This window comes from Pseudomonas taiwanensis (genome assembly GCF_013393345.1).
GTDB lineage: Bacteria > Pseudomonadota > Gammaproteobacteria > Pseudomonadales > Pseudomonadaceae > Metapseudomonas > Metapseudomonas resinovorans_C.
Window position 1 is genome coordinate 242,390 of sequence record NZ_QJRF01000077.1, and the last position, 24,944, is coordinate 267,333.

Sequence of the window (24,944 nt, forward strand, 5' to 3'; positions counted from 1 at the left end):
GCGGGACGTCAGCGCGCACCCGAACGTGTAGAGTTGCTGCGCCGCGAAACCTTGGATGGCGAGCGAGGGGCGCGGAGAGTGTCACAGCTACGCGCCTGACGCCAGTCAAAGCGTGGTATTGACTTCAACACAAGGCGCCAAGTTCCTGTAAATATTGGCTTTTTTAATTGTTTCGAGCATTGTTCCGCTGCTCTGCTCCAATCCGAGGTAGCACCATGCAACTCATCGACATCGGCGTCAATCTGACCCACCCCAGCCTCGCCCGCGATGCCCGCGCCCTGCTGGAGCGTGCCCAGGCCGCCGGCGTCCGCCAGATGGTGCTGACCGGGACCAACCTGGATGACAGCGAAAAGGCCCTGCTCGTCGCCGAACAACTGGATGAAAGCGGCCTGCTGCTGTTCAGCACCGCTGGCGTCCATCCCCATGAAGCAAGCGACTGGAACAGCGATAGCCAGCGGACACTGCGTGCACTACTGGGCGAAACACGGGTGCGCGCAGTGGGCGAATGCGGCCTGGACTTCAATCGTGACTTCTCGCCCCGCCCGCAACAGGAAAAGGCGCTGGAAGAGCAGCTGGCACTGGCCGCCGAGCTGGGTAAGCCGGTGTTTCTCCACGAGCGCGACGCCGATGAACGCCTGCTGGCCATCGTCCGGCAATTCCGCGATCAGCTCAGCGCCGCCGTCGTGCACTGTTTCACCGGCGAGAAGCGCGCCCTCTACGGTTACCTGGACCTCGACCTGCACATCGGCATCACCGGCTGGATCTGCGACGAGCGTCGCGGCACCCATCTACACGCCCTGGTGCGTGACATTCCCCGTGGTCGGCTGATGCTGGAAAGCGATGCGCCCTACCTGCTGCCGCGCAGCCTGCGCCCCAAACCCAAGCATGGCCACAACGAGCCGGCCTTCCTCACCGAAGTGCTGCGGGAAGTGGCCGTGCATCGCGGTGAAAGCCCGGAAGAACTGGCTCGCCACACGACCGCCTGTGCGCGCGCCTTCTTCGGACTCCCGACCATCGACTGACGCAGGCAATCAGATTCCTTCTTGATTCGGATCAACTCTGGTAGGAATTTTCCGTCAGAAAATAGTGGCACCTTGCCAATACTCCGAGCCACAAGAAGAAAATCATGGGAACCTGGATTCGCGATATCTCCCTGAAGTACAAGTTCTGGGCCGTCAACGCCGTGGCCTTCTGCACCACACTCCTGCTGGTCCTCCACGCGCTTTACCTGGAACAGCAGGGCCGGGCGGAAGACGCCCGCAAAGCCGCTGCGGCCCAGGTCCAGTTGCTGAAATCCTGGCCCGCCACCCAACCCGTGCCCTCGTCGCCCCAGGTCCTCGCCTTCGATGCCGGTAGCGCCCCGCCATTGCCTGGCGGCCAGGCGCTGGCCCGCGCCAACGGCTGGGTGGAACTGGAGCATGACGCGCTGTTAGGCAACGATCCGGTCATTGGCGCCCAGGTGTTCGATCACGCCGAGGGCCAGCGCGTCGCCGTGCTGGCCAGCAGCCCGAGCCTGAGCCAACTGCTCGGCGCCCGCGCCGTGGAGTACGCAATCTCCGTATTCCTGCTGATGGTCGCCCTGCTGGCGGCTTCGCAATTGCTGATCCGTTTCCTGCTCAGCCACCTCAACACCCTCAAGGACGTGATGCTCCACGTCGAACGCAGCGGCGATCTTTCCGCGCGCGTGCCGCTGGACAGCCGTGACGAAGTGGGCCAGATGGCTGGCGCCTTCAATGCCATGCAAGCCGGATATGCGCGGGTGGTCGGCACCGTTGCCCAGGCCGTGGCGCGGCTCGACGAAGGCGCAGCACGTCTTGCCGGCAGCATGGGTGAGGTGCGCCAGGGCATGCTCGGACAGCAGAGCGAAACCGACCAGGCCGCCACCGCCATCAACGAGATGTCCACCACCGTGCATCACATCGCCCAGCACGCGGCGGACACCCGCGACCAGTCGCAGAACGCCGACCAGCTTGCCGGCGCCGGTCAGTTGGTGGTGGAACGGGTCGAGCATTCCATTGCCGGGCTTTCGACCGGCGTGCAGCAGACAGCGGAGACGATTCAGCGGCTGGCCGAGGACAGCCAGAAGATCAGCGGCGTGGTCAACGTCATCCACGGCATCGCCGAACAGACGAATCTGCTGGCGCTGAACGCCGCCATCGAAGCCGCCCGCGCAGGTGAAATGGGCCGTGGATTCGCCGTCGTGGCGGACGAAGTGCGCAATCTGGCCAAGCGTGTGCAGGACTCCACCGACGAAATCACCAGCATGATCGGCGCCCTCCAGGCCGGCACTCGCGACGCGGTGGAGTTCATGCGGGAAAGCTCGATCAAGGCCGACGATTGCGTGCAGGCCGCCCACGAGGCGGGTGCTGCCCTCGCCGCGATCACCGGCGCGGTCGCCCAGATGCGCGAGAGCAATACGCAGATCGCGGTGGCCGCTGAACAGCAGAGCCAGGTGGCCGAGGAAATGACCCGCGCAGTGGTGGGGATTCGCGACGTCACTGAGCTGACCGTCAGTCAAACCGTAGAATCCGCCGCGACCAGCAATGAGCTGGCGGAGCTGGCCAGCGAGCTGTCGCAGGCCATCCGCCAGCTCAAGCTGCGCGCCTGAGCTGGATCTGCTGCGCGTCGGAATAACTGCGTTGAAAGAGGCTTCGGGCTTGCTCATTTACAGCTCGTAAACTCCGCCCCCTCAGCCTCTTTCGCCTTGTTCTTCTCTAGCTCGCGAGATCCAGCAAAGCTCGGCGGCAGGCTATCCGCTCCATAGGGAGAAGGCATTCGCCGGCCCATCAGGGCCGGTCTATGCTGCCGACATTCCCCCCAAGGAGACGGACATGGGCAAACGACTTCCCAACCTGCATGCGTGGCAATGGCGGACCTACTCCGACAATCACCAGCATCCAGCCAACCTGATCCTGCATGTGATTGCCGTGCCGCTGTTCATCCTCGCGGCCATCACCCTGGTGTACGGGCTGTTCAACCTGAGCTTCCGGCCGTTCGTGCTCGGCATCATCGGCATCGTCGCCTCCCTTGCACTGCAAGGACGCGGGCACAGGATGGAAGCGGTGGCACCGGAACCCTTCCACGATCGCAAGGACGCCATCGGCCGGTTGCTGGTGGAGCAGTTCGTCACCTTCCCGCGCTTCCTGCTCAGTGGTCAGTGGTGGCGCAACTGGCGCAACAAGAAGCGCTGACCACGAATGGTGGACCGGCAAAAAACCTCGCCGCCCCTGTAGGTTGCGGCTGAGCTACGCGAAGCCCAACGATGCGGACCTGAACCCGCGCCACGTTGGGCTTCGCTGCGCTCGCGGAACGCCGCCCGGCCCAACCTACGGAAAGGCGCAATCAGCCAAACACCACCACGGTCTGCCGACTCATGGCCACCAGTTGGCCGTCCGGCGTCCACAGCGCCGCTGCCGCATGGCCGTAACCATCGCTGGCGTGCTCGATGCGCGCGCGATATTTGCACCAGTCATGGGTATCCAGCTCGGGTAGCGGCTGCACGAATTCGATGGTCCAGGTCAGCGTGCTACCCGGCGCGGGCGCCGACAGGTGCGGTACGGTAGCCGGCGGCCAGGCATCCACCAGGGCCAGCAGATGGGCCTCAGTGACAGGTTCCCGATCTACTTCTCCCCGGAAACGGACCCAACCACCCATATCGCGTTCGCGGCTTCCGGAGAACGGCATGCCGCCGATGGCCCAGCGCATGGCCAGGTGACGGGTGAACTCCGGCGTAACGCCTGGGATGAAGGGCAATTCCAAGCAATCCGCGGCGGGTTTCATGTCGGGGGCGGGCTCGGCGGTCATCTGCACCACCGATTGGCGCGAACCGCCGAAGCTGCCTTGCACCAGCGCCACCACCTGGGCCTTCTGCACCACGCGGCAGAACACCTGGCTCACCGCCTTGCCTTCGCGTAACAGTTCGGCCTCGAAACTGGCGGGCACTTCGGGCTCAAGTGGACCGACGAACGTCATCGCGAGGGATCGAACGGGCCGACCCGCCTCGACCTTGGCACGCATGGCTTCGAACGCCAGCGCCGCAACGACGCCTCCGAAGGCCGCCCGCCCCTGTCCCCAGGTGGCAGGTACCACGATTGCATTCGAATTGCTGCGAGCCGCCTGGATCAGTTCGGAAAAAAATTTCATCTGCAGTCCCTGTTATGAATCGCTCAGTCGGCGATCTTAGGGCATTGCTCCACCGGCTCGAAAGACGCGTCACAGGGCTGCCGCGACAACGCCAACGGGATAACGGCCACGGTCGATCAGGCCAGACGCCGCAGCAGCTTCTCCAACACCCGGTCCGAACGCACTTCGGCCGCATGCAGCGCCACCTGCCAGGCTCGAACTCGCGGACGCAGGTCAGGCTCCCGCTCCGCACGGACCAGCCACTGGACGTTGTCGTGCCATTTGCCCAGGGCCGATTGCGCGCCCACCAGCAGCCTCCGGGTCTTGGGCGACAAGCCGATCAGATCCGGATGGGCATCCACGCCGTAACGCAGGCGCTTGATCAGCAGACGCAGGCGATGACGATCATGGGAAGGATCCTCCAGCGCCTGTATGAGCCGACGGCGACTCTTGCGAAGCGACTTGCCCACGGCGCCCTGCAAGCCCTTCAGCAACCCCTCGCGCTCGCACACGCGCATCAGATGGGGCCAGGCTTCGAGCACCTGGAAGAGACGAGCAAGCTCCGGCGCTAGCAGGAGCTGCGCGTAGCCAAGGTGCCGCGCACGTTCGCGGTCAGTCGTCAGTCGATCCAGACCGTGGCTGCGCAACTCGATGATCAGCACTTCCAGATCCCGCAGCGGCCCGCTCAGACCTGCCAGGGCGGCAGCCGCCTCGTTCAGCACATCGACCGCAGGCAAGCCACGAAACGGCCGCAGCAGGCTGCGCAGGCGCCGGGTAGCGACGCGCAGGTCATGCAGGGCCTCATCATCCGTGCCCGCCGCCAGGCGTTCGGCACAGGCATGCAGGCGAATCTCCAGACCAATGACTTGGGCGATCAGGTCATCCAGCATTCCGGCCATCGTCAGTCTCTCCAGGGATCAGGCGCGCAAATGACTGCGGCAGGTTACTCAGCATGGATCATCCGCGCGCTCCACGCAGGCGCCAGGGCAATGCCTTGCGCAGGGCACGCAGCTGCGTGGCGGGATCGGACGCCTGCTGGCTGGCGTATCGGCTGGCCTCGAACGCAGCGAGGAACGCGCGGATTTGGGCCGCTTGGCGGGGCAACTCACGACTCGCGCGTTCAGCGAAGGCGCGCGGCCCTTCGCCCTTGCCGCGCACTACGCCATGACGCGCCAGCAGTCGCTCGAACACTTCGAACTGACGCAGCTGCGGGTCACGCCCACGGCGCCAGGGCGCGAACAGGAACACGGCCAGCAGTGCCATCAGCAGCGCTCCAGCACCGACCATGCCGAGACCAAGCGAGCGTCCATCCAGGCTGCCGAACCAGCGCCGCACCAGTTCCATCTGGGCCTCACCCTGATAGCCCAGCACCCAGCGTTGCCAGCCGTAGTTGAGATTGTCCCAGGCCAGGCGCGCCTGGTTCAGCCACCCCAGCTGTCGAAAGCGCAATGGAGATAGGGGCGAGCCCTCGAGGAAGCTCTGTTCGCGGGCCACGGCATCTTCAAGGCCGAGTTCGATGCGGTTGGGCGCCACCTGGAAGGTGGGATCGACGCTGATCCAACCGCGTCCCGGCAGCCAGTATTCCACCCAGGCATGCGCATCGAACTGGTGCACCAGCACATAGTTGCCGGCGGGATTGAGTTCGCCACCCTGGTAGCCGGCGACGACGCGCGCGGGAATCCCGGCGGCTCGAAGGATGAAGGTCATGGCGCCGGCGTAATGGGCGCAGAAACCCCGGCGCGTATCGAAGAGGAACGCATCGATGTTGTTCTCTCCGAGCGGCGGCGGCTTGAGGGTATAGACATAGGGCTCGCGATTGAAATGCGCCAGCAGTGCATCCACCAGCTGTTGCGGTTCGGCGTGCTGCCGCTTGAGCTCCTCGGCCCAGGCCCGCGTTCGCAACTCGCCGTTTGCTGGCAGCTGCAGGGCCCTGCGCAGGGCGTCGGGGTTACCCTCGGGTTCACGCACGGCCTGGGGCCAGGAGGTGACCTGGTAGAGCAGCGGGCGATCCACCGGCGTGCGTCGTTCGAGGCGGAAATCGCCCCGGGCGCGTACGCCCTCCTCGTGCGTTTCGGCCACATCCAGGCCGAACAGCCACGGCCTGCCGCTGGGCTGCATGACGATGCTGTAGCGCAGCGGTTCACCTTCCCGGCGCCAGTCCGCCTCCTGGCCGAACTGGGAGGTGAGAGATTGGGACCAGCGGCGTCCATCGAAACGCTCCAGCGTCAGCGCGCGCCAGTAGAGCTGGCTCATCGGCGGTACCGGTCCTTCGAAGCTGGCGCGGAAGGCCAGATCGCCAGAGCGGCTCAGCTCGGCGATATCCGCCGGACTCATGGCATCCGAGAGGCCAGTGACCCCCTTCTCGCCCGGCAAGGGCAGCGACCACAGCGGCCCCAGGCGTGGAAAGAACATGAACAGCAACAGCATCAGCGGTATCGCCTGCAGCAACAGGCTGCCCGCTGCCTTCAACGGCACCAGCGGGCGTTCGGCGAAGCGGCTCTGCTGTAACCCCACCAGTGAAGCCAGCAACGCACAAAGGGGCAGCAGGCTGTATAGGCCGGCCAGCATGCCGTCGTTGAACAGGTAGGCCGTCACCTGAGTGAAGAAACCGAGCAGGACCAGCACCAGCGCATCACGCTGGGTGCGCAGTTCCACAAGCTTGAGGATGAACACCGCCACCAGCAGCACGACCGCTGCCTCCAGCCCCACCAGGGTGCCCCTGGAGAAGAAAACACCCAGGGCGATCGCCAGAATCAGCGCGGCCTTTACCGGGCCCGTGGGGTACTGCGCGCGCATGCGGAATATCTGGATGCGCCAGGCAGCGCAGCCCAGCCACATGGCGATGATCCACAGCGGCAGGTAAGGCAGGTGCGGCAGGATCACCAGCACCTGCGCCACCAGCAGCCAGGTCAGGCCGATCCGGGTAATCGGCAGTCTGGCTCTCATTTCGACGTCCCGAACAGGGCCAGGGCCCGCAGACAAGCTTCCCGATGTGCTTCACCGATATCAGCTCCCAGCTCCTGGCCCCCCAGGCGCAGGCCGAACGGCTGGCCACGGGTGGAAAACTGCAGCACCCAGTAGCAGAGCAGACTCAGGCGCTGCTCCAGGTCGCCGTCCAGCCGGTCGAGGTCGAGCCAGATGTCGCGTCCGGCCAGGGCGGCGAAGTCTTTCACGAACAGGCCCTGACCACGGGAAAAGGCCTTCCAGTGCAAGCGCCGGCGCGAATCGCCCGGCTGGTAGGCGCGCAGTCCCTGGTAGTCGTCCGCCCCGGCGCCGAGCACATGCTGGCCATCGTCGCCGTCATCATCACCACGACCGGGCGTCAGCGGAAGGTCGCCCTCCAGGGGGCGCGGATAGACCAGCAGAGCCTGATCCAGGTCCACCCAGCTCCACGCCACCAGCAACCCGAGCGGATAACGGCTTTCGACACGCAGGCGCCGGGGCCGCAACCAGCCACGACGCTGGGTGGGCACGTGCAGCTCGACCTCGCAGGCGCCATTGGCCGCTACGTCCTGCACCTGCAACGGCAAGGGCGGCCAGCCCAGCGCGATCGCCTGGTGCTCGCGGCCGCCGCTTTCCAGCGTGACGTGGAAATGCGCCTGCTCGCCGAGGAACACGGGCGCACCGCCAGCCGCCTTGAGGTTCAGCCCCGCAAGGTTGCGGAAGGTATGCAGGATGGCCACCAGGAACACCGACAGCAGCAGGAAGGTCAGCGCGTAGGCCAGGCTGTTCTGGTAATTGATCGCCACCAGCAGCATCGGCAGCAGGGCCAGCCCGAAAGCGGCACCGGCGCGGGTGGGCAGGATGAAAATCCGCCGCTGATTCAGGCGCACCTGGTTCGCTGGCGGGATTCGCCGCGCCAGCCAGCGATCGACCTGGAGCTCCAGCATCAGAGGGCCGGCACTTCGCGCAGCAGCCACTGCACCAGCGCACCGCCGCCATGGCCGGACGGATCGGCGCGCTCGCGCAGGCGGTGACCGACCACCGAAGGCAGGACCGCCTGGACATCTTCCGGAATCACATAATCGCGCCCCGCCAGCAGCGCCCAGGCACGCGCCGCCGACAGCAGCGCCAGGCTGGCGCGGGGCGACAGGCCCCAGGCGAACTGCGGTTGGCTGCGGGTGGCGTCCACCAGGCGCAGCACGTAATCCACCAGTGCGTCGCGGGCTACCACCTTGGGTACTTCCGCCTGGATCAGCCCCAGTTCGGCGTGAGTGAAGATGGGTTCCAGACGCGGCAGCAGCTCGCGCCGCGCTTCGCCTTGCAGCAGCGCCTTCTCCGCCGCCCTGGCCGGATAGCCGAGGGACAGTCGCATCAGGAAGCGATCCAGCTGCGACTCCGGCAAGGCGAAGGTGCCGCCCTGGCTGGCTGGGTTCTGCGTGGCGATGACGAAGAAGGGCTCCGGCAGCGGGCGAGTCGCCCCCTCGATGGTCACCTGCCCTTCCTCCATGGCTTCCAGCAATGCGCTCTGGCTCTTGGGAGTGGCGCGGTTGATCTCGTCGGCCAGCACCAGCTCGGCAAATACCGGCCCGGGGTGGAAGACGAACTGGCTGCTGTCCTTGTCGAACACCGAGGTGCCGAGGATGTCGCCGGGCAAGAGGTCCGAGGTGAACTGGATGCGCTGGAAGCTCAGCCCCAGCACTCTGGCCAGGGCCTGGCCCAGGGTTGTCTTGCCCATGCCGGGCAGGTCTTCGATCAGCAGGTGTCCACGGGCCAGCAGGCAGGTCAGGGCCAGGCGCACCTGTGCTTCCTTGCCCAGCACTACCTGATTGACCGCGTGCAGACAGGCATCCAGTTTGGTTCGCATTCGTCGCTCCCTGTGCAATGCGACGATGCTACTGGCAGGCCGGGTAATGGCAAAGCGCCCGGCAAACTTTACTCATGAAACTGTGCGTCAGCTCGCTGCGCCAGCCTCGGCATGCAGGTCACCAGTCAGGAAAGCCGCACCTTCACGGAACAGGTGCGGGTAAACCTCGGCCAAGTGTTCGAAAAACAGCTGCTCGGGCAGGTCCGCGAACTGGCCGTGGTCAGCCAGGTATTCCATGTAGCGCTCGCCTTGCTTGTTGAACGGGTGGAAGACGCTGTCCTGGCGACCGTCGAACTCCAGCGGCGGCACATTGAACAGTCGGCACAGCGCCAGGTTGAACGCCGGTGTGGCCTTGACCCAACGACCGTCGAGGTACAACTCGGTGTAGCCGTGCATGGCAAACACTTCGCTGCGCAAGAGCTCCAGCAATCGGGGTGTGGCCAGGTGGTTGCGGACGTCGGCCAGGCCGATGCGTGCAGGTATGCCGCAATGCCGCGCACAGGCCGCCAGCAGGATCGCCTTGGGCACGCAATAGGATTCACCAGCGCCCAGCGCATGGCTGGCCTTCAGGGTCTGCGGGTCGCGGCTGAACACGTAGGGGTTGTAGCGAATCTCGTCACGCACCGCGCGGTACAGGCTGACCGCCTGGTCGATGGGGTCGCGGCTTGCGCCACGGTGCATTTGCGCGAACTCGACCACCAGGGGGTGGTCACTATCAACGAAGCGGCCGGGCTCCAGGTAGTGCTGCATGCGTGTTCTCCTGCGGGTGACCACGCCAGTCTATCCAGCGCCCCGCGACCCCGGGTACGACATTCCGGCCAAGCTCGCCGTTCCTGTCGCCATAGTCATGGCTGGCGACTAATCTCGTGACGGTCCCGCGCCGCCATCAAGGAGGATCGACCATGCTGTTGCTCTGGTTACTCGCCCTGGTCCTGGGCGTCATCTTTCTCGCCCACCGCCGCACGGCGCCGCTGCCCGCACTGGGGCTGGTCGCCGGCTTTCTCTTGCTGATGGGGCTATTCGGTCATCCCCCGGGCGGGTTGCTGCTGGTGTTCTGGCTGCTCTGGCTGGCCGTCGCCCTGCCGCTGCTGCTCCCTGGGCTGCGCCGGCAATGGCTCAGCGCACCGCTGTTTGCCTGGTTCCAGCGCGTGCTGCCGCCGATGTCCGAGACCGAGCGCGATGCCATCGAGGCCGGCACGGTGTGGTGGGACGGCGAACTGTTCAGCGGACGTCCGGACTGGCGCAAGCTCCTGGACTCCCCTCGCCCGCAGCTGACCGAAGAGGAACAGGCCTTCCTCGACGGCCCCACGGAAGAACTCTGCGCCATGGTCAGCGACTGGCAGATCGGCCAGCAGCTCGACCTGCCGCCCGAGGCCTGGGCGCACATCAAGCAGCATGGCTTCTTCGCGCTGATCATCCCGAAGGAATACGGCGGCAAGGGCTTCTCCGCCTATGCCCACTCCCAGGTCGCGATGAAGCTCGCAACCCGTAGCGGCGACCTGGCCTCCACCGTGATGGTGCCCAACTCGCTCGGCCCCGCCGAACTGCTGCTGCACTACGGCACCGACGAGCAGCGCCGGCACTACCTGCCACGCCTGGCGAGCGGCGAGGACATTCCGTGCTTCGCACTCACCGGACCGCTCGCCGGTTCGGATGCCGGCTCCATGCCGGACGTCGGCATCATCTGCAAGGGCCAGTGGCAAGGCGAGGAAGTGATCGGCCTGCGCCTGACCTGGGAAAAACGCTACATCACGCTCGGTCCGGTGGCCACCTTGCTTGGCCTGGCATTCAAGGCCTACGACCCGGAGCATCTGCTGGGAGAAGAGGAAGAACTCGGCATCAGCCTGGCGCTCATCCCGACGAATACTCCCGGCGTGGAAATCGGTCGGCGCCACCTCCCCTTGGGCGCGGCCTTCATGAACGGCCCGAACTCCGGCAAGGATGTGTTCGTGCCGCTGGACTTCGTCATCGGCGGCCAGACCATGCTCGGCAAGGGCTGGATGATGCTGATGAATTGCCTGTCGGTGGGTCGTTCCATTTCCCTCCCCGCTGCCTCCACCGGCGCCGCCAAGTTCACCAGTCTGGTGACGGGCCAGTACGCCCGTGTCCGCGAACAGTTCAACGTGCCCCTGGCCGCGTTCGAAGGCATCCAGGAAGCCCTGGCGCGCATTGCCGGCAACGCCTGGCTGATGGACAGCGCTCGCATCCTCACTGCCAGCGCGGTGGACCTGGGCGAAAAACCTTCGGTGCTGTCGGCCATCCTCAAGTACCACCTCACCGAGCGCGGCCGCGAATGCATTGGCCTCGCCATGGACGTGCATGGCGGCAAGGGCATCATCCTCGGTCCGAACAACTACCTGGGCCGCGCCTGGCAGGGAGCGCCCATTTCCATCACGGTGGAAGGCGCCAACATCCTCTCGCGCAACCTGATGATCTTTGGCCAGGGCGCGATCCGTTGCCATCCGTTCGTCCTCAAGGAAATGGCCCTGGCCGACCACGATGACCGCGAGCAGGCGCTGGATGAGTTCGACCAGTTGCTGCTCGGGCACATCGGCTTTGCCGTGGGCAATGCCGCCAGCAGCCTGTTGCTGGGCCTCAGCCTCGGGCGCATCGGCGACGCGCCCGGCGACAATCTCTGCCGCCCCTACTTCCGCGCCCTCGACCGTTTGGCCGCGTCCTTCGCCCTGCTCGCCGACAGCAGCATGCTGTTGCTCGGCGGCGAGCTGAAACGCCGCGAGCGGCTGTCCGCGCGGCTAGGCGACGCCTTGAGCTACCTCTATCTGGCATCGGCGGCCCTCAAGCGCTATCACGACCGCGACTATCCTGAGCACCTGCAACCGCTGGTGCGCTGGGCGCTGGAGGAAAGCCTGGGCAAGGCCGAGCAGGCCCTGGACGGGCTGCTCGACAACTTCCCCAATGCGTTCATGGGCGCAGTGCTGAGAGTGCTGGTGTTCCCCCTTGGCCGCCGCCATCCCGGCCCCTCGGATGCGCTGGCCGCAGAAGTCGCCGGGGTGATCGGCCGTGACCGGGGCGATCCGGCGCTGGAGGAGTTGCTCGCCGGCTGCTACCGACCGCAATCGGCAGACGACCCGGTGGGCGCCCTGCAACACGCCGTCGACCTCGCCAATTACTGCCAACCCTTGCAGCGCAAGCTGCAACACGCGCTCAGGGCGGGCAGCCTGAACCCCGCCCCCGAGGAACCGCTGGTGGACGCAGCCCTGGCCGCGGGACTGCTGGATGCCGACGGTGCCACGCAGCTCCGCGCCCTCGAGGCGGCCCGGCGGCGGGTCATAGACGTCGACGACTTCAGCAAGGAGGAACTGGCGCCCAGCGCCGGCAAGATCCGCTGAGCCCGCAGGCAGGACAGCGGGCGCGGCGGGCCTTATACTCCCGCGCCCGATCCAGCTTCAGGAAGTCCGCCATGTCCAATCCCTATCTCGACCATCATCTCGCCCTGCTCGCTCACCTGCGCAGCATCCTGGTCGCCCTGGGCGAGGCGGAGCAGGTTCCCGAAGAGAACCACGCGCTCTTCGTCGAGCGCTTCGACGACCTGATGAGCGAACTCCCGCGCGACCCTGAAGGCAGCCTGTACCTCGGCCAGGACCTGATCAGCCAGGTCTTCCATCGCTACCCGCAGATCGCCCACCTGGTCCCCCGCGACCTGCTCTGGTTCTTCGGCGGCGACTGCCTGCACTTCATGCCCGACGAAGAAATCGAGCTGTTCCAGCGACTCGACGAGCGCCGCTACGATGCCGAACAGAATGGCGAACCGTTCGACTGGAACCAGGAAAAGCAACTGCTGGCCCTGCCGGACAACGGCAACAAGCACTGAGCCCTACCGGGGCGGCACTCTGACCGCCCCTACTTGCCCCCAACATTCGCCACCCATCGCCCGATTTACCGACACAATTGCGGCAAGGTGCCAGCCTCTGCCATCATTGCGAATCATTCGTAAACACTCTTTCAAGTACTTCTCAATGAGGTCAGCGTGTCGGCCGGTAATTCCGCGAATCCGCAACTGGTAGGGCTGCTTTACCGAGACCATCGCGACTGGCTGTTCCACTGGCTGCGCAAGACGGTGCAATGCCCCCATCGCGCTGAGGACGTTAGCCAGGACACCTTCGTCCGCCTCCTCGCGCGATCCGACCTGCAACCTCCCCGCGAACCTCGCGCCCTACTGGCCACCATCGCCCGTGGGCTGCTGGTCGACCAGTTCCGCCGCAATGACCTGGAGCGCGCCTACCTGGAAGAGCTGGCCCAGGCCTCCGAAGACGTGCACCCGAGCCCCGAAGACCAGGCGCTGATCCTGGAAAGCCTGCGCGAAATCGATCGCCTGCTCGGCCAGCTGTCCAGCAAGGCACGCGCCGCCTTCCTCTATAACCGCCTCGACGGCCTCGGCCACGCCGAGATCGCTGAGCGCCTGGGCGTTTCCCCCTCGCGGGTTCGCCAATACCTGGCCCAGGGCATGCGCCAGTGCTACATCGCCCTGTACGGGGAGCCGGTATGAGCCGGGTGTCCGCACGCGCCCTGGACGAGGCCATCGCCTGGCAACTGCGTCTGGACTCCGGTGAGGCCACCGATCAGGAGCGGCACGAGTTCCGCCGCTGGCTCGGCGCCCACCCCGAACATGCCCAGGTATGGCAGCAGCTTTCCGGCATCGACCAGCAACTGGCAGCGGCAGCCCCTCCCCACGCTCGACGCGCCCTGCTCCGCGGTGGCGGCGTACCCCGGCGCAGCCTGCATCGCCTGGCTGGCAATGCCTTGGCCCTGGTTCTGGCGGTTGGGCTTGGCCTTGGCCTGCTGGCCCAGCAGCGTCCGCTCGGCGATTACCTGGCCGATGAAAGAACGGCCAACGGCGAACACCGTGAACTGCGCCTGGCGGACAACAGCCTCGTGCAACTCAACAGCCGCACTGCGCTGGACATCGATTTCGACGGTCCGCAGCGCCGAATCTATCTGCGCAGCGGTGAAATCCTGGTGAAGACCGGCCACGACGACCCGCGCCCCTTCATCATCGAAACCGACCAGGGCCGTCTGCAGCCTCTCGGCACCCGCTTCCTCGTGCGCCGCGACGGCGAGGCGACCCAGCTGATCGTGCTGGAATCCGCCGTAGCAGCCAGGCCGCACAACGGTTCGACCGAGCGGGTAGTCCGTGCTGGCGAGCAGGTCTGGATCGACAAGGAGCACCTTGGGCCCACGCGCGCCGCCCCCGTGGGTGCCGAAGCCTGGAGCCGGGGACTGCTGGTGGCCGAGGACATGCCGCTGTCCCAGCTGATCGACACCCTGAGCGAGTACCACGAAGGTTACCTGGGCCTGGACCCTGGCCTGGACGACCTGCGCATCAGCGGCGTCTTCCCGCTCAACGACAGTGACAAGGCCCTGGCCGCCCTACCCCCCAGCCTGCCCGTGCGCATCGAGCGCTTGGGTCACTGGTGGACACGCGTGGTGCCGGCCAAGGACTGAAGACACGGTGGGCAGTGCGGCGCTGCCCACCTCGAAAACAACGACACCCAGGGACGGGAAAAAAAATTGAGCGTCCCCCTGTCACTTTTCGATTCTGGCTCGGCAAGAAGGCATTGAGACGATTTCTCACTTAGGAGATGTTCGCAATGCAACGCGCTTCCGCACCCTTCCGCCGCACCCTGATGGCGCTGGCCGTCACCGTTGGCAGCCTGGCCACCCAGGCCCAGGCCGACAGCTACCAGCTGCCCTCCGCACCGCTGGCCAGCACCCTGAACCGCATCGCAGCGGATGCCGGCATCGTCCTCAGCGTTGACCCCGCCCTCACCGCCGGCAAGACCGCTCCCTCCGTGCAGGGCGAGTTGAGCCCGCTGCAGGCGCTGTCCAAGGCGCTACAGGGCAGCAACCTGCGCCTGGTGCAGAACGGTGCCGACAGCTACAGCCTGGCGCCCGTGGCCGACGAAGCGATGAGCCTGCCGGATGTGAACATCGACGGTAGCCGCAGCTACGAAACCGCGTGGGGTCCCACCACCGGCTACCTGGCCAAGCGCACCGCCGCCGGGACCAAAACCGATACCGCGCTGGTCGAAGTCCCTCGCTCGATTTCCGTCGCCACCCGCGAGCAGATGCAGGACCGCGGCGTGCATAGCCTCGACGACGCCGTGAAGTACATGCCGGGGATCGTCTCCAGCAGTTACGGCAGCGACACCCGCTTCGACTGGATGCGCGTGCGTGGCTTCGAGCCGACCCAGTTCCTCGATGGCCTGCCGCTGCCCAAGGGCGTGTACGCCAACCCGAAACCGGAAACCTGGAACCTGGACCGCCTGGCCCTGCTGCGCGGCCCTGCTTCGTCGGTGTACGGCCAGACCCCGCCTGGCGGCCTGCTGGACATGGTCAGCCGCCGTCCGAGCACCGAATCGAGCCATGAGATCGAGGTCGAGTACGGCAGCGACAATCACCGCCAGATCAACTTCGCCAGCACCGGCAAGATCGATGAGCAGGGCCAGTTCCTCTACGGCGTCAGCGGCGTGGTACGCGACGGCGGCACGCAGATCGACCATATCGACGACAAGCGCTACAACATCGCACCCAGCCTGACCTGGAACATCGACTCCGATACCACCCTGACCCTGCTGTCGCAGTTCACCCGCGACGATACCGGCGTCACCAGCCAGTTCCGCCCCATCCAGGGCACCAAGATCGACATGCCGTTCGGCAAGATCTCCCACCACAAGAACCTGGGCGACCCGAACTACGAGTACTACGACCGCACCTACTACGCGCTGGGCTACGCCTTCGAGCATCGCTTCAACGACGTCTGGCAGTTCCGTCAGAACCTGCGCTACACCAAGTCCGATCTGTCGTTCCAGACCATCACCGTCAACAGCTATATCCCGGCCTTCGCCGATTTCGGCTTTGTCGTCGACGACGAGGGCAACACTGGCCGCAGCTCCACCAACGTGGACGAGGACATCAGCCAGTTCGCCGTGGACAACAACTTCCAGGCTGATTTCGCCACCGGCGACATCACCCACACCCTGCTGCTCGGTCTCGACCACCAGCGCAGCAACACCAACTTCCTGTCGATCTTCGGCCAGGTACCGGGCGTCAACGTGACCGATCCGATTTACGGCCTGCCGATCACTCGCCCGCCGCGCTCCGACGCCTTCTACGACTACAACCAGAAGACCCGTCAGACCGGCCTCTACGTCCAGGATCAGATGGCCCTCGACCAGTGGCGCCTGACCCTTGGCGGCCGCGAAGACTGGGTGCACACCGGCACCGAGTTCTTCAACAAGGGCGACGCCACCAACACCGAACGCGACAAGGAATTCAGCGGCAACGCCGCCCTCAGCTATGTGTTCGAGTCCGGATTCGTGCCGTACCTGTCGTACGCCGAGTCATTCCAGCCGACCAGCAACGCCACGGCCTCGCCGACCGAGTCGTTCAAGCCGACCCAGGGCAAGCAGTGGGAACTGGGCGTCAAGTACCAGCCGCCTGGCACGGACATCATGCTCACCGCAGCGGTCTACGACCTGACGCAGCAGAACGTATCGGTCACCAACCGCATCGCCGGCATCCCCGTCACCAGCCAGACCGGCGAAGTGAAGGTCAAGGGCCTGGAGCTGGAAGCCGTGGCGGACGTGACTGAAAACCTGAAAGTGATCGCCGCCTACACCCAGGCGGAATCCGAAGTGCAGGACGGTGAGTTCAAGGGCAATCGCTTGCAGCTGATGCCCAACCGCCAGGCTTCGCTGTGGGCCGACTACACCTGGCATGACGGTGTGCTCGACGGCTTCGGCATCGGCGCCGGCGCGCGCTACACCGGCAACACCTATGGCGACCAGGCCAACACCGAGCTGGGTCATGCGGACTCCTACACCGTGTTCGATGCGGCCGTGCACTACGACCTCGGTCGCCTGGACAGCAGCCTCACCGGTGCATCGGTTGCGCTGAACGCAACCAACCTGCTCGACAAGGACTACATCTCGACCTGCGACGGCTTCTACTGCTACTACGGCGACGAACGCAGCGTCGTCGCCAGTGCCAGCTACCAGTGGTAAGGCACTAGCGCGCAACCGAAGTACCACCGAGGCCGCCCCAAGGGCGGCCTTCGCCTTGGAATACCGATGAAATCTTCCACCATCCGCCGCTGGTCCTTCGTCCACACCTGGACCAGCCTGATCTGCACCCTCTTCCTGCTCATGCTGGCCCTCACCGGCTTGCCGCTGATCTTCCACCACGAACTGGAGCATCTTCTCGGCGAGGCGCCCGAACTTCGCGAGATGGCGCCGGACACGCCGCACCTCGGGCTGCAGCAACTGGTGGACGCCGCCCAACGCCATCGCCCCGGTGAGGTGGTGCAGTACCTGGGCTATGACAAGGACGAGCCCAACGGCGTGGTCACCATCACTGCCGCCACCGCTGGCACCGAACCCAACTCGTCGCACACCTTCATGCTCGATGCCCGCACCGGCGAAGCACTGGCGATGCCCGCGGCCAACGGCGGCGTGCTGATGTTCATCCTGCGCCTGCACGTGGACATGTTCGCCGGGCTGCCGGGCAAGCTGCTGCTGGCATTCATGGGCGTACTCTTCGTCGTCGCCATCGTTTCCGGCGTGGTGCTCTATTCGCCGTTCATGCGCCGCCTCAAGTTCGCCGAGGTGCGCCACCAGCGCTCGACCCGCACGCGCTGGCTGGACCTGCACAACCTGATCGGCATCGTCACCCTGACCTGGGCCCTGGTGGTGGGCGTCACCGGCGTCATCAGCGCCTGTGCCGACCTGCTGATCGGCGCCTGGCGCCAGGACGCACTGACCGCCCTGGTAGAGCCCTACCGCAACGCCCCACCGCTGACCGAGCGTGCTCCGGCGGACAACGTCCTCAATATCGCCGGCGCAGCGCTTCCGGGCATGCAAGCGGACTTCATCGCCTTTCCCGGCACACGCTTCTCCAGCGAGCATCACTACACGGTGTTCATGGTCGGCAGCACCCACCTGACCGCTCACCTGTGGACACCAGTGCTGATCGACGCGCGAACCCTGGAGGTCACCGCCGTCGCGCAACGTCCCTGGTACATGGATGCACTGGCGATGTCCCAGCCGCTGCATTTCGGCGACTACGGCGGCCGCCCCATGCAACTGCTCTGGGCGGTCCTGGATGTCCTCACCATCATCGTGCTGGGCAGCGGCCTCTATCTCTGGTGGGTTCGCCAGCGGCGCAGCAGCGGGCAACGCTCGTCCGGGGAGGCCACAGCATGAAGTGGCGCCAATCCACCTTCAGCCTGCCCTTGGTCATCGGCCTGCTCTGCGCGGTGGGCCTGTTCAGTGCACTTCTGGGTGACGGCTGGTGGGACAGCCTGGCCTGGCTGGGCCTGGGCGTACCTGCCCTGCTCGGTTCATGGCCGCTTCTGCGCCGCACGCGCGAATAAACAGATGCAAAAAAGGCCCGCCTGGCATTGCCAGGCGGGCCTTTTTAATGGGGGCGAGAATGCGGGACCAGGAAGAACGCCGGCCGCCGCTTCGGATCAGCCCTGACGAGCCTGCTCGGCACGTTGCTTGGCGGCGACAGCCTCTTGCTGCTTCTGCTCCAACTGGACTTTCGCCAGGCGGGCCTGCCAGCGTTGGGTGGTGCGATCGCCGCCGCCTGCGGCCATGGCGGTGGTGGCCGAAAGAACGATGGTCAGGGCGGAAGCAAGGGCGATAACAGATTTCATAAATCAAACTCCGGACAACAAACAAGGCAAAACGGAAAGGATCATCGGGGGTCCGATCAAAGCCGGTGACTCGGTACGCGCTGATGCGCTGATGCGCCGATGGCGAGGGCCAATGATCAATTCGGAAGATAGGACCCACCCAAATGGCAATTAGTTCGCTAGCTAACTTGTTTGCCGCACCCGAAGACACATCGAAACGCGCTGTTGCCGGGAGCCTAGAGCGCCCCGAACCGCCTGTCGATCCACCTGCTTAAGCCACTGATTGCGAACGAAACGATGGCAGCGCGCAGATGAAATTCAGCCAATGGCCAGCGTCGCGCCGAGTTGCGCCAACTGTTCTCGCAACCAACCCAGTCCCGGCGCCAGTTCCTGCTGACGGTGCCAGATCAGGCTCACCTGCACGGGCGGCGTCTCTACCGGAAGCGGCGCCACCTCCAGCGCATAGATGGCGGCGAAGTGCACCGCCAGCCGACGCGGCACGGTGCCGAGCAAGTCAGAGCGGGCCACGATCGGCGGGATCGACAGGTAGTGGGGAACCTGCAGGCCGACCCGACGCTTCACTTTCGCCGAGCCGAGCACGATCTCCAGCGGTGAACCACGACCGGCGCGCGGCAATATCAGTACGTGCTGGCTGCCCAGGTAGCCCTCGCGGGTGAGCCCACTCGCGAAAGCCGGGTGCCCGGCGCGACCGATCACCACCAGCTCCTCTTCCATCAGGGGCTGGTAGCAGAGGTCGGGGTTGTCGAAATAGAGGTAGTCGATGGCCAGGTCCAGGTCGCCGGTGGCCAGGCGCGTCACCAGGCTTTGCGCCTCGTCGTCTTGCACCTCCAACACCACCCTCGGCGCTTCGCACTTCAACTGCTCGAGCAGCGGCGGCAGCAGCATGGCCTGGGCGTAATCGTTCATCGACAGCCGAAAGCAATGCTCGGCCGCCGGATCGAAGACCTCCTGGGCTCCCAGCCCGAGCTGCAGGAGGTTCAGCGCCTGGCGCACTGGCGCATAGAGCACCTGTGCATGGGCGGTGGGCGACATGCCGCGCGCCGTGCGCTTGAACAATGGCTCGCCCAGTTGGCTACGCAGCCGCGCCAGGGCGTTGCTCACCGCCGGCTGGCTCATATGCAGGCGCGTGGCGGCCCGCGACAGGTTCTGCTCCTGCATCAGCGCATCGAACACCAGCAGCAGGTTCAGGTCGATGCGGCGCAAATTCAGGCTCATGAATAATGCTCATTTCGACTATCCATTATCGGAATAAAGCATTCATCACTATGCTTCCTGATATGTCAACAAGACTGCTGGAGCAGCCATGAGCCACGATACCCAGGCCTTTCGCGACCGCTATCGGGCGGGCATCCACCCCCTCTACAACGTCTGGTTGCATGGCGGTTTCGTGTTGCTCTACGGCGCGACCTGCCTGACTTTCTTCATCAGCAGCCTGAGCGACGTGAAAACCTGGGAGTGGCTGGTAGTGCCCGCGGCCCTGGTCTTCTTCAACTGGGGCGAGTACTCCATCCACAAGAACCTTGGCCACCACAAGACCCGCGCCGGCTCGATGTTCTACAAGCGCCATACCGGCGATCACCACAGCTTTTTCGTCGCCGGAAAGATGACCTGGGAATCCGCGCGGGATTGGCGGGTGATCCTCTTTCCTGCCTGGCTGATCGTCTTCTACAGCGTCGGGCTGTTCGCCGCCTGGTGGCTGCTGTCCTTGGTGAACAGCAACGTCGCCGCCCTCTTCTCCACCACGCTGCTGGCCGGCTACCTGAGCTACGAGGTCTTCCATGCCTGCGAGCACCTGCCCGCCAATCACCCCATCTCGCGCCTGCCATGGATCAGCCACATGCGCCGGTTGCACGAGCTTCACCACCGCCGCGACCTGATGCAGACCCACAACTTCAACCTGGTCTTCCCGTTGATGGACTGGCTCAAGGGCAGCCTGCACTGGGAACCACTGGAACAGGAGAACGCCATGACCCGAATGCAGCACGCAGTGGAAATCGACCGCAGCCCGGAGCGGGTGTTGGCCTATGCCAGCACTGCCACCCGCTGGCCCGAATGGCACCCCTCCTCACTTCGCGTGGACGGCCCCGCAGGGCCACTACCGGCGGGCAGCCATTTCGAGGAAGACATCCACGCAGGCGGGCGCGCGGGACACCTGAGCTGGGACGTGACCGAGTACAGCCCCGGACACCTCTGGCGTGCGACCGCCCGAGGCACCCATGGACTGGAACTGGTACTGACCTATGAGTGCGAAAGCACCGGCAACGGAACACGGTTCATCCGCACCCTGGAGTACGGTTTCTCCGGGCTGGCCATGCAGATCGCGAACTGGCTGGTGATGCGCAACAAGATCGACCGGGAATCGGTCGAATCCATGAAGCAACTGAAGGAGATGGCCGAACGTGCCATCGAGAAGCCCGGAACTCGCCAGCACGATCTGGCCTGAACCGGAAACGCAGAAACGAAAACGCCGCTCGAATGAGCGGCGTTTTCGTTTATTTGGAGCGGGAAACGAGACTCGAACTCGCGACCCCGACCTTGGCAAGGTCGTGCTCTACCAACTGAGCTATTCCCGCGTAAAACAAAAGTGGCGTCCCCTAGGGGACTCGAACCCCTGTTACCGCCGTGAAAGGGCGGTGTCCTAGGCCACTAGACGAAGGGGACTGAAATTGGAGCGGGAAACGAGACTCGAACTCGCGACCCCGACCTTGGCAAGGTCGTGCTCTACCAACTGAGCTATTCCCGCATGCAACTTTTACAGCCTGCACCTTCCGGTGCATCCCTCAACCCTTATCGGGTCTTGGCAAGCAAGGCCGTGGCCCTGCTTTTGAATCTGGAGCGGGAAACGAGACTCGAACTCGCGACCCCGACCTTGGCAAGGTCGTGCTCTACCAACTGAGCTATTCCCGCATAACACAAAAGTGGCGTCCCCTAGGGGACTCGAACCCCTGTTACCGCCGTGAAAGGGCGGTGTCCTAGGCCACTAGACGAAGGGGACGCGGCCCGGAACTTACAACAGCTTAAACGCTACTTCCGGCTTCTCGGCGCTGCGTGGGCATCGCGTCGAAGTGGCGCGCATTCTAGGGAGGCCATGAACACCCGTCAACCCCTTATCAAAAACTTTTTAAAATCAAAGACTTCTGCTCAAAATTTGATCCACCTCTATGAGCGCCGAAGGCAAGTCTCTACACTCAGCCGCACCCTAACAAGAACATCGGAGCCCTGCAGATGTCGCCACTCGTGATCACCCTGTTGATCGTTGTCGGTATCGTCATCCTTATTGTCATTGGCTACGTGAACCACATGGTGGAGAACAGCAAGCTGGAGAAGGCCCGCCTCAAAGCCGACCTCAGTGACCGTATCCGCCGTTGCGCCGACCTTTCCGAAACCCTCCCCGGCCAGATGGTTTCTCCTGACCTCAAGCTCCTGCTGACCCGACTGCAATTGCAACTCAGCGAACGTCTGATGCAAGTGGACAAGGGGGATAACGCCCTGAAGGCGCGCATAGAGCAGCTCCGCGTCCTGGTCGGCCAGGGCGAATCCATCCCTGTGAACAATCCGCCGCAGAAGATCCTCACCGAAGCCAAGGCCAAGGAAATCCGCTTCCAGCTGGAAAGCCTCCACGGCCAGATCACCCGTGCCGCCCAGGATGGCCAACTGCCCGCCAACGAATCCAAGAGTCGCGTCCGGGATATCCGCGACATGCTCGTGCAGTTGCACGTGGAATTCTTCACCAACCTCGGTCTCCAGGCCCTCCAGGAGAATCAGCCACGCCAGGCCCGCCTCGCCTTCGAACGTGGCGTCCAGTACCTGCAGAAGCAGCCGGACCCGGCGCGCTACCAGGATCGCCTGCAACAGATGAAGGCCCAGCTCGCCCGCGCCAACGCCCTGGTACTGGAGAATGCCCAACCCGGCGCCGACGAACCAAGCGAGCTCACCGAGGGTCTGAAGTCATTGGATGACGAAGACATCTGGAAGAAGAAGAACATCTACGACTGATCCGCTCAGACGAGGACCACCCGATGAGCCTGACCCTGTTCGGCGCCCCGCTCTCCCCCTTCGTGCGCAAGGTTCGCCTGTACCTGCTGGAGAAAGGCCTGGACTACCAGTTGGAGGTAGTCTCGCCATTCAGTCAGCCGAGCTGGTTTCGCGAGCTGAGCCCGCTGGGCCGGATTCCCGCCCTGCGCGACGGCGACATGACCCTCGCCGACTCCAGTGTGATCTGCCAGTACCTGGAAGAGAAACATCCCGAGCTTTCGCCTCTTTATGGCCGTGATGCCGGCGAGCGCGCCCGGGTGCGCTGGCTGGAAAAGTATTCCGACTATGAACTGGCGCCGCTGGCCACCTTCGGCGTGTTCCGCAACCGCACCCTGAAGCCGTCGATGGGCCGAGCCTGCGACGAAGCCACGGTGCAAGCCGCCCTCGTCGACAAGCTGCCTCCCCACTTCGACTACCTGGAACGAACCCTGGGGAACGCCGAGTACCTGGTTGGCGAGCAGTTGACCATGGCCGACCTCGCCTTCGTTACCCAACTGGTCAACATGGAACACGGTGGCGAACGCCTCGATGCCGATCGCTGGCCACGCCTGGCCGCACACTACGAACGCCTTGTCGCGCGAGACTCGGTACAAGCGGTATTGCCGGGCGAACTGAAAATCCTCGCCAAACTGGCAGGCCGCGTCTGATATCCCAGCCCGACGAGACGAAAAAAGCCCGGACAAGTCCGTAATGCTGTTCAGTTAGCCCCGCCAACGAGGTGTCGCTGTTGTTGTAGGAGCGAGCTTGCTCGCGAAGCTTTCCGGGATATCGCCCATTCGCCTGCAAGCTGGCTCCTACAGCGTTTCCCCGCTGCAGAAACCAAGAACGCCGCTCACCCGGTGAGGATTAGCGGCGTTCTTATGTGAACAGCATTACGGACTTGTCCGGGCTTTTTCTTTGCCGCGTGATCAGCAATCGGTCAGGCGCAGGAAGATCGCTGCCAGTTGTTCGATACCGGCCTGGTCTTCTTCCTTGAAGCGCGCCAGATTCGGACTGTCCAGATCGAGCACACCGATCAGGCGACCCTCCTTGACCAGCGGTACCACCAGCTCGCTGTTGGATGCACTGTCGCAAGCGATGTGTCCGGGGAAGGCATGTACATCCTCGACACGCTGGGTTTCCCGGGTGCGTGCCGCCGCCCCGCACACGCCCTTGCTGAAGGGAATGCGCACACAGGCGACCTTGCCCTGAAACGGGCCGAGCACCAGCTCTTCATTGCGATTGAGATAGAAGCCCGCCCAGTTCAGGTCCGGCAGCTCATTGAAGAGGAATGCGGAAAACTGCGAGCTGTTGGCGATGAAATCACGCTCGTCAGCCAGCAGGGATTCCAGCTGCGCGGCCAGCAGCGCATAGCCGGCAAGGCCGCTACCGGTCTGTTGCAGATCGATCATTTGGATGACTCCAGCAAAGCCAGCCCAACCCAGTGGCGGGCGAATTGATAGGCACAGCGGCCGTTGCGATTGCCACGACCCAGGGCCCAGCGAATCGCCAGTTTTTCCAGCTCCTCGCTCCACTCCCACTTCAGGCCCGCAGGTTCGGCCAGCACGCTGATCCAGTGGCGGACGACGGCGAGGAAGTGATCCTGGGTGAAGGGATAGAAGGACAGCCAGAGGCCGAAACGATCGGACAGCGCAATCTTGTCTTCCACCGCCTCATTGGGATGCAGCTCGCCATCGACCATTTGCCAGTGCTCGTTGTCGCTCTGCTTCTCCGGCACCAGGTGGCGGCGGTTGGAGGTGGCGTAGAGCAGGACGTTGTCCGGAGCGCGCTCCAGGGAACCATCCAGCACGCTCTTCAGCACGCGATAGTCGCCCTCGCCCGCCTCGAAGGAGAGGTCGTCGCAGAACAGCACGAAGCGCTGCGACTGGCCGGCCAGTTGCTCAACCACGCGCGGCAGGTCCGCCAGGTGATCACGCTCGATCTCGATCAGGCGCAGGCCGGCACCGGCGTGCTCGGCCAGCAGCGCGCGAACGAGAGAGGATTTGCCGGTGCCGCGAGCCCCCCACAGCAGGGCGTGGTTGGCCGGCAGGCCATCGACGAACTGGCGGGTATTGCCGGCCAGCTGCTCGCGCTGCTTGTCAACGCCGATCAGGTCGGCAAGGGACAGGTCCAGACTCACATCCAGCGGCTGCAGGTAGCCACTGCGACCCTCGCGGTGCCAGCGTGCAGCCAGGCTCTTCTGCCAGTCGATCACCGGGCGAGGCACCGGCAACAGGGGTTCGAGGCGGGCCAGCACCGCATCGGCACGCTCGAGAATCTCAAACAGACGGGAATCCACGTTCAACTCCTAGTTCAGCCGCAGCC

General features: G+C 64.7%; 23 protein-coding genes and 5 tRNA genes. 13 read left to right on the forward strand and 15 right to left on the reverse strand.

Annotated elements, in window-relative coordinates; translation table 11 throughout:
* Positions 1-215 precede the first annotated feature (215 nt).
* The 3 genes from DM872_RS29685 to DM872_RS29695 all read left to right on the forward strand — a co-directional run bounded on the left by DM872_RS29685 (position 216) and on the right by DM872_RS29695 (position 3,191).
* Positions 216-1,022: a TatD family hydrolase gene (locus tag DM872_RS29685; RefSeq protein ID WP_179062728.1), complete on the forward strand. Its 807-nt coding sequence runs from the start codon at positions 216-218 to the stop codon at positions 1,020-1,022.
* A 104-nt stretch (positions 1,023-1,126) separates the two neighbouring features.
* Entirely contained in the window at positions 1,127-2,608 is a 1,482-nt protein-coding gene (locus tag DM872_RS29690; protein ID WP_179062729.1) for a methyl-accepting chemotaxis protein, read from the forward strand.
* Between the two features lie 223 nt (positions 2,609-2,831).
* Positions 2,832-3,191, forward strand: a complete 360-nt coding sequence (locus DM872_RS29695; RefSeq protein ID WP_179062730.1) for an Mpo1-like protein — start codon at positions 2,832-2,834, stop codon at positions 3,189-3,191.
* Between the two features lie 151 nt (positions 3,192-3,342).
* On the opposite strand, the gene DM872_RS29700 is transcribed toward DM872_RS29695, so the two are convergent.
* The 6 genes from DM872_RS29700 to DM872_RS29725 form a co-directional block, all read right to left on the reverse strand.
* A complete protein-coding gene (locus tag DM872_RS29700) occupies positions 3,343-4,143 on the reverse strand; it encodes an acyl-CoA thioesterase (RefSeq protein ID WP_179062731.1) in 801 nt (266 codons plus the stop codon).
* 116 nt (positions 4,144-4,259) lie between these two features.
* Complete coding sequence (locus DM872_RS29705; protein WP_179062732.1) at positions 4,260-5,021, reverse strand: CHAD domain-containing protein; 762 nt, start codon at positions 5,019-5,021, stop codon at positions 4,260-4,262.
* Positions 5,022-5,079: 58 nt separating this feature from the next.
* Entirely contained in the window at positions 5,080-7,068 is a 1,989-nt protein-coding gene (locus tag DM872_RS29710; RefSeq protein ID WP_179062733.1) for a transglutaminase TgpA family protein, read from the reverse strand.
* Entirely contained in the window at positions 7,065-8,012 is a 948-nt protein-coding gene (locus tag DM872_RS29715; protein WP_179062734.1) for a DUF58 domain-containing protein, read from the reverse strand. The genes DM872_RS29710 and DM872_RS29715 overlap by 4 nt, the downstream gene beginning before the upstream one ends.
* Positions 8,012-8,929, reverse strand: coding sequence for an AAA family ATPase (locus DM872_RS29720; RefSeq protein ID WP_077523029.1), 918 nt, complete (start codon positions 8,927-8,929; stop codon positions 8,012-8,014). Before DM872_RS29720 ends, DM872_RS29715 begins: the two co-directional genes overlap by 1 nt.
* Positions 8,930-9,016: 87 nt before the next feature.
* Positions 9,017-9,679, reverse strand: coding sequence for a transglutaminase-like domain-containing protein (locus tag DM872_RS29725; protein ID WP_179062735.1), 663 nt, complete (start codon positions 9,677-9,679; stop codon positions 9,017-9,019).
* 152 nt (positions 9,680-9,831) lie between these two features.
* Between DM872_RS29725 and DM872_RS29730 the strand changes: the two genes are divergently transcribed.
* The 7 genes from DM872_RS29730 to DM872_RS29760 all read left to right on the forward strand — a co-directional run bounded on the left by DM872_RS29730 (position 9,832) and on the right by DM872_RS29760 (position 18,320).
* Entirely contained in the window at positions 9,832-12,279 is a 2,448-nt protein-coding gene (locus tag DM872_RS29730; protein ID WP_179062736.1) for an acyl-CoA dehydrogenase, read from the forward strand.
* Positions 12,280-12,350: 71 nt separating this feature from the next.
* The gene (locus DM872_RS29735) at positions 12,351-12,761 is read left to right on the forward strand and encodes a PA2817 family protein (protein WP_179062737.1); all 411 of its coding nucleotides are present in this window, start codon (positions 12,351-12,353) and stop codon (positions 12,759-12,761) included.
* 156 nt (positions 12,762-12,917) lie between these two features.
* Complete coding sequence (locus DM872_RS29740) at positions 12,918-13,436, forward strand: RNA polymerase sigma factor (RefSeq protein ID WP_179062738.1); 519 nt, start codon at positions 12,918-12,920, stop codon at positions 13,434-13,436.
* Positions 13,433-14,392 (forward strand): FecR domain-containing protein, encoded by a 960-nt coding sequence (locus tag DM872_RS29745; RefSeq protein ID WP_179062739.1) that lies wholly within the window; start codon positions 13,433-13,435, stop codon positions 14,390-14,392. The genes DM872_RS29740 and DM872_RS29745 overlap by 4 nt, the downstream gene beginning before the upstream one ends.
* A 146-nt stretch (positions 14,393-14,538) precedes the next feature.
* Entirely contained in the window at positions 14,539-16,953 is a 2,415-nt protein-coding gene (locus DM872_RS29750; protein WP_179062740.1) for a TonB-dependent siderophore receptor, read from the forward strand.
* A gap of 66 nt (positions 16,954-17,019) precedes the next feature.
* Positions 17,020-18,150: a PepSY-associated TM helix domain-containing protein gene (locus DM872_RS29755; protein WP_179062741.1), complete on the forward strand. Its 1,131-nt coding sequence runs from the start codon at positions 17,020-17,022 to the stop codon at positions 18,148-18,150.
* A complete protein-coding gene (locus tag DM872_RS29760; RefSeq protein WP_179062742.1) occupies positions 18,147-18,320 on the forward strand; it encodes a hypothetical protein in 174 nt (57 codons plus the stop codon). Before DM872_RS29755 ends, DM872_RS29760 begins: the two co-directional genes overlap by 4 nt.
* A gap of 96 nt (positions 18,321-18,416) precedes the next feature.
* Here DM872_RS29760 and DM872_RS29765 read toward each other — a convergent pair whose 3' ends face one another.
* Entirely contained in the window at positions 18,417-18,605 is a 189-nt protein-coding gene (locus DM872_RS29765; RefSeq protein WP_179062743.1) for a hypothetical protein, read from the reverse strand.
* 297 nt (positions 18,606-18,902) lie between these two features.
* Entirely contained in the window at positions 18,903-19,820 is a 918-nt protein-coding gene (gene bsrA, locus DM872_RS29770; protein WP_179062744.1) for a LysR family transcriptional regulator BsrA, read from the reverse strand.
* Between the two features lie 88 nt (positions 19,821-19,908).
* Between bsrA and DM872_RS29775 the strand changes: the two genes are divergently transcribed.
* Positions 19,909-21,048, forward strand: a complete 1,140-nt coding sequence (locus tag DM872_RS29775; protein WP_179062745.1) for an SRPBCC family protein — start codon at positions 19,909-19,911, stop codon at positions 21,046-21,048.
* 54 nt (positions 21,049-21,102) lie between these two features.
* Here the strand turns inward: DM872_RS29775 and DM872_RS29780 are convergent.
* The 5 genes from DM872_RS29780 to DM872_RS29800 all read right to left on the reverse strand — a co-directional run bounded on the left by DM872_RS29780 (position 21,103) and on the right by DM872_RS29800 (position 21,600).
* Positions 21,103-21,178 (reverse strand) — tRNA-Gly (locus DM872_RS29780).
* 12 nt (positions 21,179-21,190) lie between these two features.
* Positions 21,191-21,266: transfer RNA gene (locus DM872_RS29785), tRNA-Glu, on the reverse strand.
* A 6-nt stretch (positions 21,267-21,272) separates the two neighbouring features.
* Positions 21,273-21,348, reverse strand: a tRNA-Gly gene (locus DM872_RS29790).
* Between the two features lie 88 nt (positions 21,349-21,436).
* Positions 21,437-21,512: transfer RNA gene (locus DM872_RS29795), tRNA-Gly, on the reverse strand.
* 12 nt (positions 21,513-21,524) lie between these two features.
* Positions 21,525-21,600, reverse strand: a tRNA-Glu gene (locus tag DM872_RS29800).
* Between the two features lie 230 nt (positions 21,601-21,830).
* On the opposite strand from DM872_RS29800, the gene DM872_RS29805 reads away from it, so the two are divergent.
* Both DM872_RS29805 and DM872_RS29810 read left to right on the forward strand, forming a co-directional pair.
* Complete coding sequence (locus DM872_RS29805) at positions 21,831-22,601, forward strand: hypothetical protein (protein WP_179062746.1); 771 nt, start codon at positions 21,831-21,833, stop codon at positions 22,599-22,601.
* 23 nt (positions 22,602-22,624) lie between these two features.
* Positions 22,625-23,287: a glutathione S-transferase family protein gene (locus DM872_RS29810; RefSeq protein ID WP_179062747.1), complete on the forward strand. Its 663-nt coding sequence runs from the start codon at positions 22,625-22,627 to the stop codon at positions 23,285-23,287.
* A gap of 261 nt (positions 23,288-23,548) precedes the next feature.
* On the opposite strand, the gene DM872_RS29815 is transcribed toward DM872_RS29810, so the two are convergent.
* Together DM872_RS29815 and DM872_RS29820 are read right to left on the reverse strand one after the other, a co-directional pair.
* Positions 23,549-24,031 (reverse strand): GAF domain-containing protein, encoded by a 483-nt coding sequence (locus DM872_RS29815; protein WP_179062748.1) that lies wholly within the window; start codon positions 24,029-24,031, stop codon positions 23,549-23,551.
* Positions 24,028-24,918 (reverse strand): ATP-binding protein, encoded by an 891-nt coding sequence (locus tag DM872_RS29820; RefSeq protein ID WP_179062749.1) that lies wholly within the window; start codon positions 24,916-24,918, stop codon positions 24,028-24,030. Before DM872_RS29820 ends, DM872_RS29815 begins: the two co-directional genes overlap by 4 nt.
* Positions 24,919-24,944: the final 26 nt, after the last annotated feature.

Coding starts and splice junctions, on each gene's coding strand:
- DM872_RS29715 (WP_179062734.1), bottom strand. CDS start 8,012: ATGCTGGAGCTCCAGGTCGATCGCTGGCTGGCGCGGCGAATCCCGCCA.
- DM872_RS29685 (WP_179062728.1), top strand. CDS start 216: ATGCAACTCATCGACATCGGCGTCAATCTGACCCACCCCAGCCTCGCC.
- DM872_RS29760 (WP_179062742.1), top strand. CDS start 18,147: ATGAAGTGGCGCCAATCCACCTTCAGCCTGCCCTTGGTCATCGGCCTG.
- DM872_RS29735 (WP_179062737.1), top strand. CDS start 12,351: ATGTCCAATCCCTATCTCGACCATCATCTCGCCCTGCTCGCTCACCTG.
- DM872_RS29775 (WP_179062745.1), top strand. CDS start 19,909: ATGAGCCACGATACCCAGGCCTTTCGCGACCGCTATCGGGCGGGCATC.
- DM872_RS29725 (WP_179062735.1), bottom strand. CDS start 9,679: ATGCAGCACTACCTGGAGCCCGGCCGCTTCGTTGATAGTGACCACCCC.
- bsrA (WP_179062744.1), bottom strand. CDS start 19,820: ATGAGCCTGAATTTGCGCCGCATCGACCTGAACCTGCTGCTGGTGTTC.
- DM872_RS29750 (WP_179062740.1), top strand. CDS start 14,539: ATGCAACGCGCTTCCGCACCCTTCCGCCGCACCCTGATGGCGCTGGCC.
- DM872_RS29810 (WP_179062747.1), top strand. CDS start 22,625: ATGAGCCTGACCCTGTTCGGCGCCCCGCTCTCCCCCTTCGTGCGCAAG.
- DM872_RS29745 (WP_179062739.1), top strand. CDS start 13,433: ATGAGCCGGGTGTCCGCACGCGCCCTGGACGAGGCCATCGCCTGGCAA.
- DM872_RS29720 (WP_077523029.1), bottom strand. CDS start 8,929: ATGCGAACCAAACTGGATGCCTGTCTGCACGCGGTCAATCAGGTAGTG.
- DM872_RS29690 (WP_179062729.1), top strand. CDS start 1,127: ATGGGAACCTGGATTCGCGATATCTCCCTGAAGTACAAGTTCTGGGCC.
- DM872_RS29705 (WP_179062732.1), bottom strand. CDS start 5,021: ATGGCCGGAATGCTGGATGACCTGATCGCCCAAGTCATTGGTCTGGAG.
- DM872_RS29755 (WP_179062741.1), top strand. CDS start 17,020: ATGAAATCTTCCACCATCCGCCGCTGGTCCTTCGTCCACACCTGGACC.
- DM872_RS29805 (WP_179062746.1), top strand. CDS start 21,831: ATGTCGCCACTCGTGATCACCCTGTTGATCGTTGTCGGTATCGTCATC.
- DM872_RS29695 (WP_179062730.1), top strand. CDS start 2,832: ATGGGCAAACGACTTCCCAACCTGCATGCGTGGCAATGGCGGACCTAC.
- DM872_RS29765 (WP_179062743.1), bottom strand. CDS start 18,605: ATGAAATCTGTTATCGCCCTTGCTTCCGCCCTGACCATCGTTCTTTCG.
- DM872_RS29730 (WP_179062736.1), top strand. CDS start 9,832: ATGCTGTTGCTCTGGTTACTCGCCCTGGTCCTGGGCGTCATCTTTCTC.
- DM872_RS29700 (WP_179062731.1), bottom strand. CDS start 4,143: ATGAAATTTTTTTCCGAACTGATCCAGGCGGCTCGCAGCAATTCGAAT.
- DM872_RS29710 (WP_179062733.1), bottom strand. CDS start 7,068: ATGAGAGCCAGACTGCCGATTACCCGGATCGGCCTGACCTGGCTGCTG.
- DM872_RS29815 (WP_179062748.1), bottom strand. CDS start 24,031: ATGATCGATCTGCAACAGACCGGTAGCGGCCTTGCCGGCTATGCGCTG.